At 42.0% G+C, this 21859-nt stretch carries 18 protein-coding genes; 6 read left to right on the top strand and 12 right to left on the bottom strand.

All coding sequences use genetic code 11. From position 1 onward, the window contains the following. Positions 1-6: 6 nt before the first annotated feature. From ACOOEY_RS03285 to ACOOEY_RS03260, 6 genes are all read right to left on the bottom strand, one after another. Positions 7-306: a hypothetical protein gene (locus tag ACOOEY_RS03285; protein ID WP_420387247.1), complete on the bottom strand. Its 300-nt coding sequence runs from the start codon at positions 304-306 to the stop codon at positions 7-9. 245 nt (positions 307-551) lie between these two features. Further along, on the bottom strand, positions 552-1892 hold the full coding sequence (locus ACOOEY_RS03280) for an OmpA family protein (protein WP_420387246.1): 1341 nt from the start codon (positions 1890-1892) through the stop codon (positions 552-554). Further along, positions 1889-2878, bottom strand: a complete 990-nt coding sequence (locus ACOOEY_RS03275) for a type IX secretion system membrane protein PorP/SprF (RefSeq protein WP_420387245.1) — start codon at positions 2876-2878, stop codon at positions 1889-1891. The genes ACOOEY_RS03280 and ACOOEY_RS03275 overlap by 4 nt, the downstream gene beginning before the upstream one ends. After that, positions 2878-3969, bottom strand: a complete 1092-nt coding sequence (locus ACOOEY_RS03270; protein WP_420387244.1) for a gliding motility-associated C-terminal domain-containing protein — start codon at positions 3967-3969, stop codon at positions 2878-2880. The genes ACOOEY_RS03275 and ACOOEY_RS03270 overlap by 1 nt, the downstream gene beginning before the upstream one ends. Before the next feature lie 6 nt (positions 3970-3975). Then, a complete protein-coding gene (locus ACOOEY_RS03265; protein ID WP_420387243.1) occupies positions 3976-7158 on the bottom strand; it encodes a tail fiber domain-containing protein in 3183 nt (1060 codons plus the stop codon). A 24-nt stretch (positions 7159-7182) separates the two neighbouring features. Then, positions 7183-7581: a bactofilin family protein gene (locus ACOOEY_RS03260; RefSeq protein WP_420387242.1), complete on the bottom strand. Its 399-nt coding sequence runs from the start codon at positions 7579-7581 to the stop codon at positions 7183-7185. A gap of 538 nt (positions 7582-8119) precedes the next feature. Here ACOOEY_RS03260 and ACOOEY_RS03255 point away from each other — a divergent pair. Both ACOOEY_RS03255 and ACOOEY_RS03250 read left to right on the top strand, forming a co-directional pair. Then, positions 8120-9742: a M14 family metallopeptidase gene (locus ACOOEY_RS03255; protein WP_420387241.1), complete on the top strand. Its 1623-nt coding sequence runs from the start codon at positions 8120-8122 to the stop codon at positions 9740-9742. Positions 9743-9748: 6 nt separating this feature from the next. Next, entirely contained in the window at positions 9749-11488 is a 1740-nt protein-coding gene (locus ACOOEY_RS03250) for a M14 family metallopeptidase (protein ID WP_420387240.1), read from the top strand. Positions 11489-11575: 87 nt separating this feature from the next. Here ACOOEY_RS03250 and ACOOEY_RS03245 read toward each other — a convergent pair whose 3' ends face one another. The 4 genes from ACOOEY_RS03245 to ACOOEY_RS03230 form a co-directional block, all read right to left on the bottom strand. After that, on the bottom strand, positions 11576-12514 hold the full coding sequence (locus tag ACOOEY_RS03245) for a TonB family protein (protein ID WP_420387239.1): 939 nt from the start codon (positions 12512-12514) through the stop codon (positions 11576-11578). Between the two features lie 59 nt (positions 12515-12573). Further along, positions 12574-13401 carry a hypothetical protein gene (locus tag ACOOEY_RS03240; RefSeq protein ID WP_420387238.1) on the bottom strand — a complete coding sequence of 276 codons (828 nt, stop codon included), beginning with the start codon at positions 13399-13401 and terminating at the stop codon, positions 12574-12576. 121 nt (positions 13402-13522) lie between these two features. After that, a complete protein-coding gene (locus ACOOEY_RS03235) occupies positions 13523-14383 on the bottom strand; it encodes a uracil-DNA glycosylase (protein ID WP_420387237.1) in 861 nt (286 codons plus the stop codon). Between the two features lie 42 nt (positions 14384-14425). Then, a complete protein-coding gene (locus tag ACOOEY_RS03230) occupies positions 14426-14746 on the bottom strand; it encodes a tetratricopeptide repeat protein (RefSeq protein ID WP_420387236.1) in 321 nt (106 codons plus the stop codon). A 155-nt stretch (positions 14747-14901) separates the two neighbouring features. On the opposite strand from ACOOEY_RS03230, the gene ACOOEY_RS03225 reads away from it, so the two are divergent. From ACOOEY_RS03225 to ACOOEY_RS03210, 4 genes are all read left to right on the top strand, one after another. After that, positions 14902-15639: an electron transfer flavoprotein subunit beta/FixA family protein gene (locus tag ACOOEY_RS03225; RefSeq protein ID WP_420387235.1), complete on the top strand. Its 738-nt coding sequence runs from the start codon at positions 14902-14904 to the stop codon at positions 15637-15639. 16 nt (positions 15640-15655) lie between these two features. After that, complete coding sequence (locus ACOOEY_RS03220; RefSeq protein WP_420387234.1) at positions 15656-16609, top strand: electron transfer flavoprotein subunit alpha/FixB family protein; 954 nt, start codon at positions 15656-15658, stop codon at positions 16607-16609. 11 nt (positions 16610-16620) lie between these two features. Further along, positions 16621-17205, top strand: coding sequence for a bifunctional nuclease domain-containing protein (locus tag ACOOEY_RS03215; RefSeq protein WP_420387233.1), 585 nt, complete (start codon positions 16621-16623; stop codon positions 17203-17205). A 64-nt stretch (positions 17206-17269) separates the two neighbouring features. Then, entirely contained in the window at positions 17270-18577 is a 1308-nt protein-coding gene (locus ACOOEY_RS03210) for a NupC/NupG family nucleoside CNT transporter (RefSeq protein WP_420387232.1), read from the top strand. Positions 18578-18771: 194 nt separating this feature from the next. Here ACOOEY_RS03210 and ACOOEY_RS03205 read toward each other — a convergent pair whose 3' ends face one another. Both ACOOEY_RS03205 and ACOOEY_RS03200 read right to left on the bottom strand, forming a co-directional pair. Then, entirely contained in the window at positions 18772-19746 is a 975-nt protein-coding gene (locus ACOOEY_RS03205) for an AbiH family protein (protein WP_420387231.1), read from the bottom strand. A 276-nt stretch (positions 19747-20022) separates the two neighbouring features. Continuing rightward, positions 20023-21564: a beta-N-acetylhexosaminidase gene (locus ACOOEY_RS03200; RefSeq protein ID WP_420387230.1), complete on the bottom strand. Its 1542-nt coding sequence runs from the start codon at positions 21562-21564 to the stop codon at positions 20023-20025. Between the last annotated feature and the right edge of the window lie 295 nt (positions 21565-21859).

Raw genomic sequence — 21859 nt, 5'->3', positions numbered from 1 at the left:
TGCGGGTTAAAAGGCTTGTTGAAATAAATTTAAATAGGTGTAGGCAGCCTTGGCAGCCCGTCTATTTGACAGGAGAAGGTTGCTGTACCCTGACTTTATAGGTATTATAAAAGCCTGATATTTTAATTCAGCAGTGTATCTCGTGTTTGCATGTTCGGATACCACCGAATTACCGGTCGATTCATTGTCAATGAGGAGTTTATTCCACTCAAAACCTACTTTTGCATTGGCGATTATTATGCTAGCTGTTGTAAGGCCACAGATAACCTTTCTGTCAATACCACCTTCATTTCTCTTGAGTCTCATGAGTCGTCTAAATCTTTCTGCGTTAAACAAAGTACATAGGGTTGAAAGAGAAGGTCCTTCGGTAAACACTCAAATCAGATTTAGGTGATTTGCGTATTTTCAGAAGTAGAACTTTTCTACTTTCAATTATTAATAAAGTAGCATTGTGTCGGGTCGGGCAGTTTGGGCCTTGAGGCCCGGTCGGAAGGGCCTCTTTTTTTATCCGAAGAGAAGTTTTAAATAATCTGAAATGAGCTTTAAGCCCACTACTGGGCTTCAGATCGTATAGATATTTCTACTCTTCTGTTAAGTCTTCTTCCTATCTCAGAATCGTTGTTTGAGATAGGTAGCAATTCACCGTAGCCAAAGGTCCGAATCCTATCAGCAGATATTCCCTGGCTGATTAAGTATTCGGCAGCATTTAATGCTCTTTTTTCCGAAAGAGCCTGATTAAAATCCTCTGTATCAATATAATCGGCATGACCACTGATTTCTACTTTAAGGGTAGGATCATTCTTGAGTTGGATAATGATTTCGTCCAGTTTTTTCTTTGATGTATTACTGAGATTGGCACGGTTAAAATCAAAAAAGATATAGCCATCAGCCGGGTCACTGATTCTTTTCTGCTCTGGTTTTTTAATTTCAATTACAGGTTCAGCAATTTCTTCGGTTCTAACCATGGCTATAGTTTCAAAATCGTTCAAAGCTACTTCCTGAGGGAGGATGGGCTTGATTCTCATTTTCGATTGATAGATGTCGTTTGAGCCCATTCTATCGCTGGAAAACAGAACGGTGCTGTCACTGTTGATTGAAAAATAGGCATCGAACATATCTGAATTGATGGGTTCAGGAAGCCTTTCAGGCTCACTCCAGTTTTTCCATGTGTTGTCTAATCTCTGAGATATGTAGATGTCTGCATCTTTGGTTAAAGTGCCACGACTAAAGAACAAGTATTGAGAGTCATCCGATAGGAAAGGGGCAATTTCATAACCAGCGCTGTTGATTGTCGATCCCAGATTGATCAATTCAGACCATTCTCCTTTATTGTTTTTAAGCGTAACAAATAAGTCTTCATTCCCCTCTTCTCCTTTCGAAATCAGGAGTATATTCTCAGACTGGTGCATACTCAATCCATAAAAGCCACTTTTGATTTTGAGGTCGGGAATGGATAGAGAAGCAGGGTTAGTCCACGCACCATTCTCAATATGACTTTCCGAAGCTCCATTCTTGTTACCCAGTATCTTATTGTAAATACCGAACAAATAGAGCCCATCCTTTTTGAAACCAATAACTGCCGTGTTTTGATCATCATTTAAGGGGTGAAAGGCCTTTACGGCTTTAGCCCATCCACCTTCCAGATAATCTGAAAACCAGATTTCATGAATTTCCACGGTTTTATCGAACTGTACGGTAGTCGTAGTTCTGGTGAAATACATTCTGTCTTTCTCAGGAGTAATAAGTGGAGCGGCTTCTTCCTCTTGTTCAGTGTTTACCGCATCAACATGCATAGGCGGATCAAAGCTGAACTGATCGAATTTCTGTCCAAAGCATATTGAAGTATACATGAACAGACTAATAGTTAAGAGTTGTGTAATTAGACTTTTCATTTTTTATAGAGGTTTTGGAAAGCACTGATTTTCAACGAGATTTCGTGTGCGTTAAGTCCATCTCTACCTCCCGATGCCATACCATGGTCGTAAGTGTAGTTGAACTTGATATTTGAATTAACATACAGGCCGAGCATTCCGACCAGCGCGTTTTCTTTTCTTAGAGACATACCCAGCCAAACCCGGTTCTTATACTCTAGTCTTATGCTGTAGTCTATGTTCAATGGGCTCGTAGAGAGGTATCGAACCATGGCTCCTGGTACCAGTCTGAAATATGGGTTAATCTGAAAGGCATAGCCTAAGGAGAAGAAGTGATGAGGTATGAACTCATATCCGGATACCTGATCCAACTGTTCCAGATTATTGCTGGATAGTTGTTCAAGTGAATAGCCAAGGAAGAACCGATCGGAATACAGCCAAATGCCAAAGCCAATATCAAACATGGTTTCTGAACTGTATGAGCCTAAAAAGCTCTGAAAAGGAGTGTCTTCATCTTCCAGCACCCAGAGCCCATTATTGAGGTTCAGGTTGACGAGTCCTATCTTGGGAGCAGCAGAAATGCTCAAATTGCTGGCTAATGGTAAGTGAATTCCATAGCTGAAATGAACAGTGGTTTTATTGAAGAGTCCGAAGTCATCATTGGTAATGATAGTGCCCACTATATGACTGATTCCGGGTTTGGTATTGGTGTTGAAATCTGAGCTTCGAACACGTCCATTCAATCGCATGGAAGCCCTCATGTATTGTGATTCACTGGGCTTGGAAAGTGGTGCATAGGCAGTGAGATACAATGTCTTAGGGTTACCGGGGACATCTCCCCATTGTTGTCTGTAGCCAAGTCCGATTTTCACGCTGTTCTGTATATCGGTGGCTGCGGGATTGATCAGGTACTGGTTATCCAGATACTGGCTGAACTGTGATAACTGCTGTCCATAACCTGGTAGGGCTGATAGAAGGAAAGTAATTAATAGGGCTAACTTCTTCATTATCTGACAATTGAAATGTTACCCTTGATTTCCTTGTGTTGATCATTGCTGAAAGTCAACACATAATAGTAAGTAGCCACAGGCATGGCTTTTCCCTTATATTTTCCGCCCCATGGGGCAGCATAGTAGTTATCGGTTGAGTAGAGTATATCTCCCCATCGACTTATGATAGTTACCTTGCCAATAAAGTCTTCATCGATAAAAGGAATAATGAAAGTATCGTTAATTCCATCGTCATTAGGCGTGAATGCAGTTGGGATTGAAGAGATATCAACAGGGTAGATTTTTTCAGGCCCCACTGTATAGACAAGGCTTGGGTTTTTATCTGTACCCCATGCGGTATTAACTCGGTCTGTATTATTGTAGTTGAGAGAAGTTCTGATGTTTTTCCAGTCTCCGTCTGCTGTGAGTTTCCATATTTCAGGTTCTTCTGACTCAGCTATGACATCAATGTCAAAATAGGAGATGCCTATATCAAGAGGGCTAATGGGCTGGTTTTCACTGAATATTTCGAAGGATTTTCGAATGCTGGTTCCTGTGGGCAGGGCTGATGACTCATGGATTCTGTGAATTTCAGTCAGTCCAAGGTTGTCATTGCTGGTTATGCTAATACCCAGATTACCTGGATTAACTTTATTCGCCTGATTTAATGTGAGGGTTTTTATAATACGTCCCCCGGATAGACTGTAAATGTATTGGTTATTTGATTCACCTTCTATGGTGCTTTCGGTAGAGGTAAGAATCAGGTTATTTCCTTGTAGGTTGAGATTACCTTCATTTAAAGCAATAAGTGAATTGATTTGCATAGAGCTTTCCAGGAGAAATTCTCCATTTGGCGCACTCAGGTATAGTTTTCCTAATTGAGTGGTGCCTGTTCCTCCCAGAGTAGTTTGTAATTGACTGGAAGTGAGGTTAAACTCAGCGTCTTTTCCGTTGAGATTGCCCTCAGTAGATAATTCAGTGTCAATAATGTGTATGGCCGTATTGGCCGAAGTACTGAAATGGGTGTTTTCAGTAATCAGTAAATTGCCCTGTGCCGCCAGTGATACAGGCAGACTAAAAAGTAGTCCATATAGTAATCTAAGACACATGATTGGCTATTGCTTTTTACTGTTCTTTTCAAGTTCTAATACCCTTTTTAGAAGGTCTTCATAATTGTTATTGGCTTTTTCCAAAGCTTGCTCCAGATCCGAAATTTGTTGTTGCTGTTCCTTAATGGCTTCTATTAAGACCGGGGCAAAACCTGAGTAGGAGACGCTTAAGAAACCTTCTCTGTTGGTCGATACGAGTTCTGGAAATATGGCCTGAACCTCCTGAGCAATTAAGCCAAGGTTATTGCCCGGATTAAAACGTCTGTCCGGAAACTCATCTATTCTCCATTCATAACTAACCCCTCTCAGAGATAATAGCTTATCGAGACTGCTTTCAAGTTGGTTGATGTTTTTCTTGAATCGCCTGTCTGATGTTTCTGTCAGGCTAATCACTGTGGCATTTCCATTCACTTCAAACTCATCGGTAATGGTGGCAGGATTAGCAATACCTACGCCCAGTTTACCATTGATATTAACGAGGTCTGAACTAAAGTCACCCCAAACAAGAGGGGAGTTGGTGTTGGAATTGTCAATGTAGAGTTTGTTGTTTCCCGTTTCATTAAAGCCTGCATTATAGCCTATGGCCACATTTCCTTGACCTGTTGTATTCTGGCGAAGTGCTCTGTAACCGATTGCTACATTGAATCTACCTGAGGTATTGTTTTTCATAGCTTCACTGCCCAAAGCCAGATTACCGGCACCTGTGCTGCTAAGTCCGGTTCCTTCACCGATAAAGACAGAACCATTGTTAGATAAAAACTCAAGCGTTCGGTTGTTGAGCCGCAAGACTTCATTACCCTGAACCTTAAATCTTATGATATCATCATTGGCATTTCCCTCATTGACGGTAATTGATGTATTGTTATCGGGATCAACAATAGAGGAGGAGGTGCTTATGGAAGATAGGTCAACTGACTTGTTAGATCCTCCTTCTGTTATTTGCAAACTACTACCGATCAGGCTTAAGGAAGTAATCAATTCATTGGCATCACTGAAATCACCATCGGGTTGAGAGGTAAAGCTGGTGCCATCTGTGAAATTAAAGGTGAGCGATCCGTCAGGATTGTCTGAAGTTGAGAGAATGCCAGTTCCCTTCAAAACTACTCCTGATGGCCATCCAATAGCCGTTTTAGGGCCGAAGAAAGTGAAAGTGTTGTAGTTGTAGTAGAAGTCACCTTCGGTACCGATAGCGTTTGTAGGGTTAGCGCTGCCATTAAGCACGGTCTTGCCATCGGCTCCGTCAGCCCCATCGACCCCGTCAACTCCGTCCGCACCGGCTGGTCCTACAAGAGAAGTACCTGCACCCCATGCGCCTGCTGTTTTTGGCCCAAAGAATGCATTAGAAGCAGTGTTGATATAGATGTCCCCGTCATTTCCTAAAGTATTGTTTGGATCAGTATTACCACTGAGGATGGTTTTGCCATCAATTCCATCCGCTCCATCGGCTCCGTCAGCCCCATCAACTCCGTCATTTCCATCCGCACCGGCCGGTCCAACGAGAGAAGTGCCAGCACCCCATGCACCTGTTGTTTTTGGCCCAAAGAATGTATTAGAAGCAGTGTTGATATAGATGTCCCCATCATTTCCTAAAGCATTGTTTGGGTCTGTATTACCACTGAGGATGGTTTTGCCGTCAATTCCATCGGCTCCGTCAGCCCCATCGACCCCGTCAACTCCATCAGTTCCATTCGCACCGGCCGGTCCTACAAGAGAAGTACCTGCACCCCATGCACCTGCGGTTTTTGGCCCAAAGAATGTATTAGAAGCAGTGTTGATATAGATGTCCCCGTCATTTCCTAAAGTATTGTTTGGGTCTGTATTGCCACTGAGGATGGTTTTGCCGTCAATTCCATCGGCTCCGTCAGCCCCATCGACCCCGTCAACTCCGTCAGTTCCATCCGCACCGGCCGGTCCAACTAGAGAAGTGCTCGCTCCCCATGCACCTGCGGTTTTCGGCCCAAAGAATGTATTAGAAGCAGTGTTGATATAGATGTCTCCGTCATTTCCTAAAGCATTGTTTGGGTCAGTATTGCCACTGAGGATGGTTTTGCCATCAATTCCATCGGCTCCGTCAGCCCCATCGACCCCGTCAACTCCATCAGTTCCGTTCGCACCGGCTGGTCCTACAAGAGAAGTACCTGCACCCCATGCGCCTGCGGTTTTTGGCCCAAAGAAGGAATTAGAAGCAATATTGATATAGATGTCTCCGTCATTTCCTAAGGCATTGTTTGGGTCTGCATTACCACTGAGGATGGTTTTGCCATCAATTCCATCGGCTCCATCGGCTCCGTCAGCCCCATCAACCCCGTCAGTTCCATCCGCACCAGCTGGTCCTACAAGAGAAGTACCTGCACCCCATGCACCAGCCGCTTTAGGCCCAAAGAATGTGTTGGAAGCAGTATTGATATAGATATCGCCATCATTTCCTAAGGCATTGTTTGGGTCAGTATTGCCACTGAGAATGGTTTTGCCATCAATTCCATCAGTTCCGTTCGTGCCATCAATGCCATCTTTACCTGCAGGACCTACTAAGGGTATTCCTGAACCCCAGTTTCCTGAAGTCTTTGGCCCAAAAAGAGTATTTGAGTTAGTATTGATAAAAAGGTCGCCATTCTTTCCCTGGCCATTGTTTGGATTGCTATTGCCATTGAGTATTGTTCTGCCATCTGCTCCGTCAATTCCTTTTTCTCCCTTATTTCCCCTTGGACCTTGAAGGTTACGGGTGGTAAATGATGTACCATCATTGTATTTGAAGGTAAATGTGCCGTCACCGTTATCAATGGTTTCTGTGAGACTTCTGCCATTTCGGAGTATGGACAAATCCACTACTCCTCCATTCTCGAGTGTTAGGGTATAGTTAACCATATCAAACGACAATTGCTGATTGTCATCTTCAGGCAATGTTAACTGAGTTAAAACCTGGGTCCATTGACTATCAGTGTAGAGGTAAAAGCCCTTTTCATTATCAGTTTGATAAATCAACAGGCCTTCAGCAGGAGAACTGATCCCTTGCTTTTCTACTTCTGTCAGTCTGGGAATTAACAAACCTTTGGCATTAGTTCTTAACTCCAGGACAGCAGAAGGGTGGGGAGTGAATTTTTCACTTCCAATTCCTACTGCTTGTGGGTAGGCGTATGAGCCTGTGATCAAACTCAACGCAATACAAAGACGATATACGAAGGTTCTCATGGGATTAAATTTGGGTGAAGCTGGTTATGCCTGCTTTTCGAGAAGTTGAGGGCCCATTTCAATGACCTCTGTTTCTTCCTGATGCATTCTGCAGTCACCTTCAAACATGCCACCTTTTTCAATGACAATGGTGTCTGATATAATGGAACCTTCAATGCTGCCTGTCGGCTGTATGGTAATGGAGGTTAGTCCTGAAATTTCGCCTTTAATAGATCCTCCGGCTATAATTTCATCGGCAGTGATATTGCCGTGAACTCTGGATTCTGAACAGGTAATTACTTTAGACTTGGAGTGAATGTCGCCAGTAAAATTTCCTTCAATCCGAACTGTCTGATTCGATTCGATTGTGCCTGTAAACGTTGTGCCTGCAGCGATTACAGTAACTTCCTCCGTTTCCGGATTCTTGTTTCTGCTGATTTTCATGAGTCTAATGGTTTAGGTTACTGAAAGAGGTCTGAGTTAAGACTCAAACCTTACATGAAGCTACGGTTAAAATGAAAATAATACAATAATTGTTCGCTGCGTTACGTTGCTGTAAAATTGATTTTTAGTCACTTTTGTGAGTTATCGACATTTTTTTTGTGGCCAATCGTAAGACAGATGGTATGAAAAAAAATCATTTTTGATAAAATAAGATGTGTTTTTGATTCACTGGGTTCTTGATTCGACCATTCAAAATTCTATTCGAGTCTTACTTATTGTTATGGTAATGTATTATTGGAATAGTACAATTAGTGAATTATTGAAAAGTGTGTTCAATGTCGGATATATTAAGGTGTCTGTGCGATTTTCTTATGTGACCTTCATTTAATTGAATATTGATCAATTACCAGTCAGCGATGAATGTTAAAGGCATTCTCCATCCATAACCATTCACAACCGTTTAGAAATCCAACTATTTAAGACCATCCCTGCTTTTGGTTATTTAAAGGTTGAACACTTTTATCAAACAGAGAACTCTATGAAACACAACTTACAGAAGCTTAGCCTTTTGGGATTGATGTTTTGCATGGTTTTTTCAGTTTGGGGACAAGATTACCCAACGCTGAATGAGCAGGCACAACGCCTGCGCAACCTTGCTAACTCTTCCAACCTGGCTTCATTAAAGTCTCTTACCAAAACAGAGGGCGGCAAGGATGTATGGATGCTGACCCTGGGAAAGGGAGATATGGAAAACAAACCAGCCATAGCAGTGGTGGGTGGCGTTGAAGGAAGTCACCTTCTTGGTGTAGAAATGACCATTCGATTTGCTGAAGGTCTGTTAAGCGATCATGCTGCCACATTAGACCACACCACATTCTATGTATTTCCGAATATGAGCCCTGATGCCTATGAGCAATACTTTGCGGCCCTGAAGTGGGAGAGAAGTGGAAACGCCCGTGCAACAGATGACGATCGTGATGGACAGGTGAACGAAGATCCATTCAATGATCTGGACAATAATGGAAAGATCACCATGATGAGAGTGGCTGATGCTACAGGGGATTGGATTATGCACCCAGCTGATGACAGAATCATGATCAAGGCAGATAAGTCAAAAGGAGAGAAGGGTATGTATAAACTTCTTACTGAAGGCAGAGATGATGATAAAGATGGTAGCTTCAATGAAGATAATGTTGGAGGGATTCATTTCAATCGAAGTCTGACTTATCAATATGACTTCTTCAAACCGGGCACTGGTGAACATCCGGTTTCGGAACCTGAAAACCGAGCCTTGCTTGACGAGCTTTACACCAAGTGGAATGTCTATGCTATTTTTACTTTCGGTCCTGGAAATAACCTTTCAAGCCCCTGGAGATACAATGCGAGAGGCGCGTCTCAAAGAATTGTGACCAGCATCCAACAAGAAGATGCAGACCTGAATAAATTGCTGTCTGATGAATACAACAAGACTGTTGGACTTAAAGATGCTCCTGCATCTGTAGACCAGGGAGGTGATTTTTATCAATGGGCCTATTTCCACTTTGGCAGACTCAGTTTGAGTACACCAGGTTGGTGGGCACCCATGGTAAAGGGTGACTCTACTATGAAACCCAATGCCGACAAAAACAGAGAAGTGAACTTCCTGAGATGGGCTCAGCAAGAGGGGCTTAATGATTACTTCCAGCCTTGGCAGAAGATATCCCATCCTGACTTCCCTGGTAAAGAAGTAGAAGTTGGAGGAATCAGCCCATTCGCAATGATGAACCCGCCAATCTCAATGATTGATGAGGTTTCTGATAAACACAATCAGTTCATTGTTGAACTGGCCGGTATGCAGGCGAGTGTTGAAGTCAATAATCTCAAAGTTGAAGAAGTTGGTAGAGGAATGACGAGGATTACGATGGACTTGTATAACCCGGGAACACTTCCTACTCACACCCAAATGGGTTCCAGGTCAAGATGGTTGAGGAATATTAAGGTTGAACTTAAACTAGGCAATGGTCAGGAAGTCATTTCCGGTAGAAGAGTTCAAATGATCAGTAATATTGCTGGTGACGGTTCTCAGCAGTTAACCTGGCTCGTTAAAGGTTCAGGAAGCCTGGTGCTTGAAGCGGGTGCCCCTCATGTTGGAATTGTGTCAACTAACATCAACCTTAAATAAGAAGCCATGAAAAGAATAACAGCAATTATAATGTTAGTACTTGCTTGTGTCGGCTTCAACAGCCAGATTCAGGCGCAGGGAGTAGAGGATATTTTCAGAGCAGCAGGCTCACCTCATAACCCGAAAGTTCAGATATCTTTTAACAGGTATTATACAACCGAAGGACTAGATGCCTTGGGTAAGAAGATTGCAGAAGCATATCCAAATCTTGTTAAGCGGGTTTCTATAGGCAAGTCATATGAAGGACGTGATATGTGGATGTTGCAGGTAACCAATTATCAGCAAGGTGATGCAGATAGAAAGCCGGCCTTCTATGTAGATGGTAATATTCACTCCAATGAGATTCAAGGTGGTGAAATCTGTATTTATACCGCATGGTACCTGACGGAGAATTTCGGCCATGTTGACTTTATTACCGAACTATTGAATGATAAGGTATTCTACATTCTACCAACTATTAACCCGGATGCCAGAAATAACTACATGAAAGAACCCAATACAGGTAGTTCACCAAGAGCGGGTATGATGCCGTTGGATGATGACCAGGATGGTTTGTTTGATGAAGATCTTCCGGACGATCTGGATGGCAATGGTTCTATCACTCAGATGAGAAGAAAAAGCTCTACAGGAGATTTCATCATTGATCCTCAGGATCCTAGAAAAATGATTCGAATCGGTATTGATGATCAGGTGCCTGCTAATGTGCAGCGCTATGAATACCTGGGTCAGGAAGGTATTGATAATGATGGTGACGGAAGAGTAAATGAGGATCCACACGGATACTATGACCCTAACCGTGATTGGGCCTGGGGATGGCACCCGGATTATATTCAGCGTGGCGCTTATAAGTATCCGTTTAGTGTTCCAGAAAACAGAAATGTGGCTGACTTTGTATTGTCACATCCAAATATTGCCGGAGCACAAAGCTTTCATAACTCGGGAGGTATGATTCTCAGAGGCCCGGGTGGTCAGGAAGATGTGGGAACTTATAATAGACAAGATCTTCAGGTATATGATGCTATCGGTAACAAAGGAGAAAAAATGTTGCCGGGTTACAGATACCTGGTGGTTTATAAAGATCTCTATTCAGCATATGGTGGTGAACTGGATTGGTTCTATGGAGGAAGAGGTGTGTTTACCTATTCCAATGAGATATTCAACCGATTCGCCTATTATAAGACAGAAAGAGGTAGTCAGAATGAGAGCTATGATTTCGATGCAGAACTACTTTTTGGTGATGCCTTTGAGCCTTGGAAAACATATAACCATCCAACTTATGGCGAGATTGAAATTGGTGGATTCAAAAAGAATTTTGGCAGAGCAACTCCTGGCTTCTTACTAGAAGAGGAATGTCATAGAAATATGGCCTTCACCATTTACCATGCTTACCAAATGCCTAAGCTCAACATCTCTGAAGTAAAAGAGAAGGATTTAGGTGGAGGACTTCGTGAAATCACTGTCACAGTTAAAAATGACAGGTTAATACCGACTCATGCTTCTCATGATGTAAGAAATAAGATTGAGCGTCCTGACTATATTAGTATTTCAGGGGTTAATGTTCAGGCAGGTATGATCGTGGAGAATGAAGACTTCAATGTGACGACTGAACAAAAAGTTAATCCATCGAAACTGGAAGTAGCTAATATTCCCGGTAACGGATATGTAAAAGTGCGCTGGATTGTAAGTGGTCGTGGTACCCCTCAAATCACTGTAGATAGTGCTAAGGGTGGTTTGGTGACTAAATAATTTAAATAAATGCTATGTAACAAGAAAGCCGACTTCATCAGAGGTCGGCTTTCTTTATTTTCAGGTCTTGGATCATTGTGGAAAGGTCTATCTAAGTCTAAAAGCAACTCTGAAACGCATTCTTGATTTAACAGGCTGCCCTTTTTGTTTTCCAGGATTCCATTTTGACTTAGACACTACTCTGATAGCTTCTTCATCACACCCATAACCAATGCCATTAAGTACTTCGATATTTTCCAGGTCTCCATTCTTATTAACTATAAAGGTTACATCTACATCCCCTTCAATATCATTTCTGATCGCCTTCGCTGGATAGCGAAAGGTTTTCTTTAAATGCTTGATCCAACCTTCCATTCCACCTTTGTGTTTCGCTTGCTCTTCAATTACCGTGTAATGGTACTCTTTTCCATCTTTGTCCCAACTGGTTCCGGAAATCAAGTCTCCTAATGCTGTATAATGCTCAATATCAAGAGTGCGATCTTCCTTTTTACTGGTCCATTCACCAACCTTAAGACCTGACCGGAATTCTCCCTCGATAGTTATCTCACGGTTAAGCGGATTAGGCCCACTGTATTTGCCCGATCCATTACTTACCAACAGAGTTCCCAAGGAATCCATGATATTAATGACTACAGCATGATTCAGGCTCTTTTCCTGATCATATTTTACTGATGCAAAGGACTGCCCATTTTCGAAGCCCAATGTCCATATTCCACTTCTTGATCCGTTTTCATAGTTTCCTTCCTGATATAAATTGCCATTCTTGAATAGCTGCTTGGTGTGACCTTCCGGTCTGTTTTCAGCGTAAAAGGCAAAGCCATAGGATTCATGAGTAGGGTAGAACCTTTCTACCTTTCCTTCTCTGCTCATACCATTGTTTAATTCATAATATGCCGCATATTCTTTCGATTCTTTTTTAAGTTTCACGTCATAAGCTGAAAAGTAGGTAGTGTCAGACTGTCCATGACTGGCTCGATGAAGAATCAATAGAAAAATTACCGGGAGAATAGTTTTAAAGAAGTTCATAATTGTTCGTGTTTCAGAAAAATAGGCTGAAATGGAATTGGTTTTGCGTCTGGTATCGATTATTTCTTTCTAAACAAAGGAAAGTATCCGCCTAAAGAGATGTTGGTTTGGGAAAAGAAGAAGTCTTGACTGGCGATATCTCCTTCGAAAGAGGTGAGCACTTTAGGCATGTTTATATAACCACCTTTAAGCTCTGACTGAACAAAGTATTTGCCGAAGAAAGTGAGGTTGATGGCACCAACTAGATTCAGACCATAACCAGACAAATGATAACGGTCAGATCGGTCTTTACCGAGCAAGGTCACATCAGAGCGGGGCATGATAATGCCAGACTCCAGGCCTGCAATGAGGTTCAGATCAAAATTACCTTTGTTAATGATGTTGATGGTTCTTCTGAGGCCCAGGTTGATGTAGTTCAGTCCATCGGTGTGTTCATACTGTAGAAAACTGTAGAGAAGCCTGATGTCATCATAATCGTATTCGGTAGTAATGCCGTCTTCTTCAATCCATCCCGTTATGGTGGTGTTTTGAAGTTGTTTGGCCACATATTTCATGTGATCCATTCCCAATGAGAGCTCCCAGTTATCTTTAATGAAGTAGCCAAAGCGAGTGCTAAACTGGGGTGCTGAAAAGTTGAAAATATTAAAGTAGGTCTCCAAAGTAAACTTGCTAGGTCTGTCATGAGCAACCACATCATACAGAGTGAAGTCGTGGTCTGAGCCTTTAAAGTGGATGTCAGAGTCTGTATAAGAAGACCAATTGTAACCCCAGTAAAAGTAGAACTGTCCCTTTTTAGTGTAGGGAAGTGATTTCTTTTCTTGTGAGTAAGCTTTAGAAAAACTGAAAAGCAAAAAGAAGATAACAATATACCTGATCAGTTTCAGCATGTGATGCGAAGATAATGAATGCTCACTTTTCAAATGTTTCTTGAGTGTTAAGTATGGCAGACGTTTTTTATTGGTTTATAACTTACTCTAGTTAATTACTGATAAAAGCAGGTGTTCGGATTTACCTCTTCCAAATCAATTCAGGAATGTGCTCATCTTCACTGATAATATTAGCCGATTTTAGGTAATAGATGACGCTCTTCAGCATCTTATCGCTTACCCAGCTGTTGGTAGCCCACTCAGTGCTATGGTACCAGCGTTCAACATCAGGTAGTTGTTGATCATATCGTTCGGCAACAACCGGAATCACAGAATCATTGTGCATAAACAGCTGGCAGCTTTCCTGAATTAGGTCGAGTAGTAGGTCAATTTGCTCAGGGTAATTTGCTAGAACCCTGTCCGTTGCAGCAATGACAAAACAAGGCCAGGGAGTAAGATACTCGTCAATTCTGCGGATAATACCGGCATCAACATAGGGTTTGGTGGTGTATTTTTCCCAGTAAAATACATCTGTTTCTAAAGAATTGAGAGACTCTATCGCTTCATTAATATCATTGATTACGGTAAACTGATCTTCTGCAATCTGTTGGTTCTTACTGTTTGCATTAATGATAGAGATCAAGTGCGAACCAGATCCAAAACGACTGATAGCATGTTTCTTATCGAAAATGAAATCCTTCTTTTGTAATGTGTTTTCAAGTCCCGTGTGAATTCCCCAGGTAAGTGGAGTGATTACATATTCGCTAATGATTTTACTTGGGTTTCCCTTGATAATGTCCTTAATAATTCCCTCGGTTAAAAGAATACAAATATCAACTTCATCTTCTCTCAAAGCTTTAGTCATCTGACCAGTACCTCCATAAAAGTCTGTCCACTCTAAAGAGATACCATGTTTGTCCAATGTGCCATTCTCTTTGATCTGATGAATTGGAAAGTTGAAATGTTCAGGCACTCCGCCAATGCGGATGTGGGTTTTTGTCATGAGAATTAATTAAGTCTTAAAGGAATGCTGGTCAATAGGTTTTTACAGCTCAAAAAGTAAATTCTGATAGGCCGAATTAAGTTCATTTAGAGTCTTATGATTGCCCTGAATTTTAGCCAGTTCAATACCAGAAGAGTAAACCTCTAACGCTTTTTCTTCCTCTTCCAAATCTTCGAGCAACTTGGCGGCCTGGTAATAACTTGGTAAATAGTCGGGTTGTTGCTCAATAAGCGTAAGCAGAATATCTAAGGCCTTTGATGGGTTTTCGGCCATATATTCATTGGCTAAAGCATAGTGGTTAAAAGGTTCGTTCGGCTCTTCATCAATGTACTTTTGAAGTAGCTCTATCCGGCTCTCATTCATCCTTCAGTCTCGTTTTTATTTACTTCATTATTGACTATCTTCGGGGCAAATTTAAGGATTACCTTGGGTTTTGAATCTTCCCGTTAGATACCATTTTTCTGAACACTTGTGCATCAACGGGGTTGAAATAGAAATCATTAAACTATAAAGCAAGCATGAACATACTAGTTTGTATTACACATGTTCCAGATACAACTTCCCGCATTGCTTTTACCAACGACAATACTGAATTCGATAAAAATGGTGTCCAGTTTATTATTGGACCATACGATGACTATGCGTTGGCGAGAGCTGTGGAGCTAAAGGAGCAGCATGGAGGAAAAATTACTGTAATCAATGTTGGTGAAGCAGAAACAGAGCCTACTATCCGTAAGGCTTTGGCCATTGGTGCCGATGAAGCGGTACGTGTAAACGCTTTCCCTTCTGATTCATATTTTGTGGCCAATCAGATAGCGGCAGTTGCCAGACAGGGAGAATATGACCTGATTCTGATGGGAAGAGAGTCAATCGACTTTAACGGAGGTATGGTGCATGGTATGGTTGGAGAAATGCTGGGGTTACCTTCATTCTCTCCAGTAATGCAGTTAGACATTGAAGGTACTACCGCCAATATTACTCGTGAAATTGAAGGTGGAAAAGAGAAGCTACAAGTAAGTCTGCCTTTTGTAGCGGGTTGTCAGGAACCTATTGCTGAATGGAAGATTCCAAACATGAGGGGTATCATGTCTGCCAGAACCAAGCCTCTGAATGTAGTGGAGCCAACAGACGCCACTGTGCACAGTGAGCTATCTTCTTATGAGTTGCCACCAGCCAAAGGAGAAGTGAAGATGATAGATGCCGACAATGTAGAAGAGTTGGTGAATCTGTTGAAGAACGAAGCGAAAGTGATATAACCTTAATTAGAAAGACATGTCAGTACTAGTATTTATTGAATTAGAAGAAGGTAAGATAAAGAAGTCGTCTAGAGAGGCTATATCATTTGCTGCAGCGATGGGTGAAACCACAGCAATTGCTTTGGGTAGTGCCGATAATGATGAATTGGCTACTGCCGGAAATAACGGTGCAGCTAAGGTACTTCACGTTTCAGATGACAGGTTAAATGCAGGGCTCATTCAGCCATATGCAGAGGTAATTACAGCTGCGGCCAATGAAACAGGAGCAGAGATCATTGTAACGGCTAAGTCATCTTTGGCTGATGCCGTGGTTGGACGTGTTGCCGCCAAATTAGGTGCGGGTTTAGTGTCTAACGTGGTGGGATTACCAGATACATCTAATGGCTTTGTGGTCAGGAGAAGTATTTACACAGGTAAGGCCTTTGCCAATAGCACAATCACAACAGACAAAAAGATTCTGGCGATTAAAAAGAATGCGATTGATTTGAAAACGGATGGCGCAGCTGCTGCTGTTGAAGCTTTCTCAGTATCTCTCGATGATGCATTGTTTGGAGCAAAGATCACTTCTACCGATAAAGCAGAAGGCGATGTGCTATTGCCGGAAGCAGATGTAGTGGTTTCCGGAGGTCGTGGATTGAAGGGGCCTGAAAACTGGGGTATGATTGAAGACCTGGCCAAAACTCTAGGTGCAGCTACAGGTTGTTCAAAACCAGTATCAGATATGGACTGGAGACCTCACCACGAACACGTAGGTCAGACCGGTGTGAAAGTGAGCCCTACACTCTACATTGCCATAGGTATTTCAGGTGCTATTCAGCACTTGGCAGGAGTCAATTCTTCTAAGTATATTGTAGTTATTAACAAAGACGAGGAAGCACCATTCTTCAAAGCCGCAGATTATGGTATTGTAGGTGATGCTTTTGAAGTTGTTCCAAAACTGAATGAGGCCTTGAAAAAAGCCTTAGCTTAGATTTTTTAATCTTGGAGAAAGTAAGAATTGAAATTTTAGGATTGTCATCGAGCCAGTCGCAATCGACTGGCTCCTTTGCCCTTGTTCTGGGTGAAGTAGAAGGGGAGAGAAGACTGCCGATCATCATTGGCATGTTCGAAGCGCAGGCCATTGCGCTGGAGATAGAGAAAATCACTCCTAACCGTCCAATGACGCACGACCTGTTCAAGTCCTTTGCTCATGCCTTCAACTATGAAATAGTGGAGGTCATCATTTCCGATCTAAAAGAGGGAATCTTCTTTGCTAAGATCGTATGTACCGATGGCGAAAAGACTATTGAAATAGATTCCAGGCCGTCAGACGCCATCGCTATTGGAATCAGGTTTAGTGTGCCTTTCTATACTTATGAATCAGTGCTCTCCGAAGCCGGAATCATTCTTACCGATGAAGAAGAAATTGTCGATGAAGAAGATGAGCCGGTAGTAGTGGAGAAAAAAGGAGACAGACTTCAGGATTTCACAGTAGATAAGCTGAATGAGATGCTGGATGAAGCCTTAAAAGCAGAAGATTACGAAAAAGCCGCAAAAATTAGGGACGAAATCAACAGAAGAAGTTAATTTGTTGGTCATGCAGTTGGCAAAAGTCTTTCGACTTGGCCTGCTGATGGATGAGTAACACAAAATGGACATTTTAAGAGCAGTATTAGGTCTGGCTATTCTTATCGGAATAGCCTATTTGTTGTCTGGCAATAAGAAAGCAATCAGTTGGCGATTAGTTGGAGTGGGAGTTGTGCTTCAGGTGATTATCGCCATTCTCATTTCCAGAGTCGGTATTATTCAACAGGGTTTCGATGCAATGAGCAGAGGCTTTGTTACCTTTCTTAATTTTGCTCTTGATGGTGCAGAATTCCTTTATGGGGACCTGTCTAAGAACAGTGATAATGTTGAAGGCGCAAGGCATAGCCTGGGCTTTCTTTTCGTGTTTCAGGCCCTGCCCACAGTCATTTTCTTCTCATCAATTACCGCAGGATTATACTACCTGGGGATACTTCAGAAAATTGTATATGGGTTTGCCTGGGTAATGGCTAAAACCATGAGACTTTCCGGAGCTGAATCAATGTCAGCTGCCGGAAATATCTTCCTCGGGCAGACAGAAGCCCCGTTATTAGTTAAGCCCTTCATTGGTAAGATGACCAAGTCTGAACTACTCTGTCTGATGACAGGGGGGATGGCAACCATTGCCGGTTCAGTGCTTGGGGCTTATGTGTCTTTTCTGGGTGGGGGTGATCCTGAGCAGCAGGCGCAATTCGCTACGTATCTGTTAAGTGCATCCATTATGAATGCACCAGCGGCCATTTTAATGGCAAAAATATTCCTTCCTGAAACTGAGGAAGTAGATACAGAACTTAAAGTAAGTAAAGACCAGATCGGAGCCAATGTGATTGATGCATTGGCCGGTGGTGCCAGTGACGGTTTGAAGCTGGCGGCTAACATAGGTGCTATGCTTCTGGCTTTTATCGCGGTTATTTACACGCTCAACTGGATTCTGGTGGACGGTATTGGTGCGGTGACAGGCCTCAATGACTTTGTGGTCAGAACTACCGATGGTGTGTTCGATGGCTTTAGTTTACAATACATCCTTGGTCAGGTATTCAGGCTCTTAGCCTTTGCTATGGGTGTTGATTGGAGCGAAACCCTGCAGGTGGGTAGCTTGATTGGGCAGAAGACCGTAATCAATGAATTTGTGGCTTATCTGGCTTTGGCCGACATGAAAGCTGATGGCATGTTGAGCCAAAAGGCTATCGTTATCTCTACCTATGCCCTCTGTGGCTTTGCCAACTTCTCATCCATTGCTATCCAGATTGGAGGAATCGGAGGAATGGCTCCGGAACGACAAGGAGACCTTTCAAGACTTGGTATGCGAGCACTGATGGCTGCCACTTTGGCCACTATGATGACCGCTACTATTGCCGGGGCACTATTTGGATAAAACGTATTTGAAACATAGATTTGTTGGATCTAAAGATTTGATAGGCTAAGGGTAGTTTCAAACAACGCTTAGATATGGTAAGAAAATCTTCGAAATCCTTTAATCTCTGAATTCAGTGATGCAGACAAATGGAGGAAGTTGATTGAATAAAGTCTTTAATCGGAGTTTAATAATAACTCGAAGCATAGTGTTGTCTATTGGATTTTAAACATATCCGTATTTAAACCCATTAATATTTTATTGCTTACATTTTCCCTCAAAGCCCCTTTTAATATTGGGTCTGTCAAGAATCGCTTTTTTATTTTTCTGGCAAGTCTTGAGTATTTGTATGCTCTATTGTCATTGAAATCTTGGGTTCTAGAAAATACAAGAAGTATGCAGTCTTTGGTAGAAATTTGATGAGAAATGGCATCCCACCAAAGTTTGTCAGTTTCACCCATTGAAGATCCAAAGACACAAATTAAATTCGCATTATAGATTAGCTCACGACAAGTTCCTTCGATTGTCGATCTATATGCACTATTGCAATGACTTTTGATTATTGTTTCCATAATGTCATCATTGCTGTGTAAAGAATCATTCAATACTTGGCTATTATCATTTACTCCCATAATCATTCTCCTATCTAGAAAGCCATGGATGTGATGAATTCCGTTAATAATAAGGGAGGGCTTATTTTCTCTTTCCAATTCTAAGCCCTGAATGTTTGGCCCTATAATGTCTTCAATAGTTTTGGTATAATTAAAGGTCATTATGTCAAGGCTCCACTTAGACTTGGCTTTACTTTGTATGTATTTAATAAACCTAATTCGGTCTGCAATTGGCAGCGACATTTCAGGGAATCCCAGATACTTTAAAAAGGATTCTTTTGAAGCTTCACTTTTGTTGAACTTGGTATATTCAATTTCGAGGTATTCTGCTAATCGGTCTCCAAGATCTTCGAATATTTCATCAAACTCCTCTGTCGTTTTGATGTTTTTAGTGTACTTTCCAAGGGCTAACTCTAAATCTGACCAATTCTCAATATTGCTGTCTATTGATTTCTTTAACTCCTTTATTATCCGAGACTCGTTTTCAACATCTTTATAGAATGGATAAAAATCACTGTATCTGGTTTTTAACCCGAGATTTAGATCAAACCCATTTCCAATAATATAGACAACGTTCACTTGTGGTAATATTTATCGTGCAATTCTTCGAATATAGAAAATCGAGTGGAATTGTGCTTTTTCATGTATTCAGTAAGTCTTGGTACTTTCTGTATAATTATCAGTGAAATCCCGAAAATCAGCAGACAAATGGCGTATGTCATTTCGACCATAGGGAGAAATTCTCTCCTTGATGTATGAGATTTTTCAGTCGTACCTCCTTCAAAATGACTTAAAGAAGCCAGTCGCAGTACTCAATACTGCACATCGCAATACACTCTACCCACTACCCATATCTCAATACTCCATTTCAATCACCGGACTCTTATAGTAATTCACCCCGTTGGCGTCTAAGAACAAACGATGATAAGTCAGTCGCCTTTTATAGTCTTCCCAGTCACGATTTTCCTGAGTTGACCAACCCAGCTCCGCATAACCAATCACGCGTGGAAAGGCCAGGTACTCCATTTCGTCAATCTTGCGGATGGTTTCTGACCAAAGTGGGGCCTCAACGCCTAGCACATGTTCCATTGGAAAGAGTGTTTCAGGGTTCCAGATATAGGCAGTATCGACAGGAATCAGTCCAGCCCATCTGAGACCGAATTCTGAATTATTGTCATACTTCATATCCAGATAGGCCTTATTAGCAGGAGAGAGGATAATCTTCATGTTCTGATTTATTGCGGCCTGGGCGTTGTCTTTATCGTTCCACCATTGAGCAACGGCCGGACCTTCCAGGTTGGCAGTGGCCACTTCATCCCATCCAATCATTTGTTTACCGTACTTCTTGACGATCTTTTCTACGCGCTCCACGAAATAGACATAATCATCCTTTTCTGTGACATGGCTTTCATCTCCACCGATATGGAAATAAGGACCGGGAGTTAGCGCACTGATCTCTCTAATCACATCGTCTATAAAGGCATAAACTGTATCTTTTCTGGTATCCAGAGTACTGTAGCCCACTGCCATGCTGGTGACCAACTCAATCTCTTTTCCATTACCATTTAGGAATGGATAGGCAAGAGAAGCGGAATTGGTATGTCCCGGCATATCTACTTCAGGGATCACCGTGATATGTCTTTCGGCTGCATAGGCTACAATTTCCTGATAGTCTTCCTGGGTGTAAAAGCCACCAGGTCCACCGCCAACACCTGTTGTACTTCCTAACTCAGTGAGCTTTGGCCATGACTTAATTTCGATTCGCCAACCCTGGTCGTCCGTCAGGTGTATATGAAAGGTGTTGAATTTGTAGTAGGCCAGAATGTCTATGTACTTTTTTACATCCTCAACCGAGAAGAAGTGTCTGGCAACATCAAGCATCGTACTTCTAAAGGCAAACTGAGGTTGATCTTTAATAGTGCCTGTAGGAATGACCCAAATAGGGTATTTAGCCAAATCCGTAATTGCCTCTTCAGGGATAAGTTGCCTGATGGTCTGTATTCCACGAAAAGCTCCTTCAGCTGTACCCGCCCTTAAAACCAGAGAATCTTCCTTAACGTCAATTTCATATGCCTCATCATTTGCAAAACCTTCCACCTGTTGAATAATCAATTGAGTGTAGCTTCTGGATGTAGCCTTAAGGTCAACTCCGGTTCTGTTCTTAATTTTATTACTCAGGTAATCTGCCACTCCTTCAAAGGCCTCATCGTCAGCAAGGACACTAAGTGCTGTATACTTGTCCAGGGCAAAGCCACTTCCAGAGGCTGTTGTTTCCAATGGTTTCGGGATTATATATGCTTCTTCCAAATTAGTCGCTGGAAAGTCAATTTCCCTTTTCGGCTGACATGAAAGGATCAGCAGAGCAAAGAGAAGCAAGTACAGTTGAGTGAGTTTCATAGGCTGTTAAGATTGTTTGAATCTAATACAACTTTGAAAGAGTATGAAATCATTATTCCTCTTACCCAAACAGAAGGGGACAGCTCTGAATCTCTTCTGAACTATAAGTTTTGGGGCTGTTAGGTAATGATGTCCAGTCTTATAAGATGTGCCTCTATTAACGTTATTTGAGGATAATGCGCTATGTATCAGTCGTTTTAAGACTAAATTTTGGAGGACGTCAATAGAAAAATGCTTTGTACAACAGAATGTAGATGGTTCTTTTTCCATTCATTAATTTGGCATTGTTAATCAC

This window comes from Roseivirga sp. (genome assembly GCF_965216855.1).
In the GTDB taxonomy this organism is placed as follows: Bacteria; Bacteroidota; Bacteroidia; order Cytophagales; family Cyclobacteriaceae; genus Roseivirga.
This window is presented reverse-complemented; position numbering and strand designations above follow the sequence as displayed.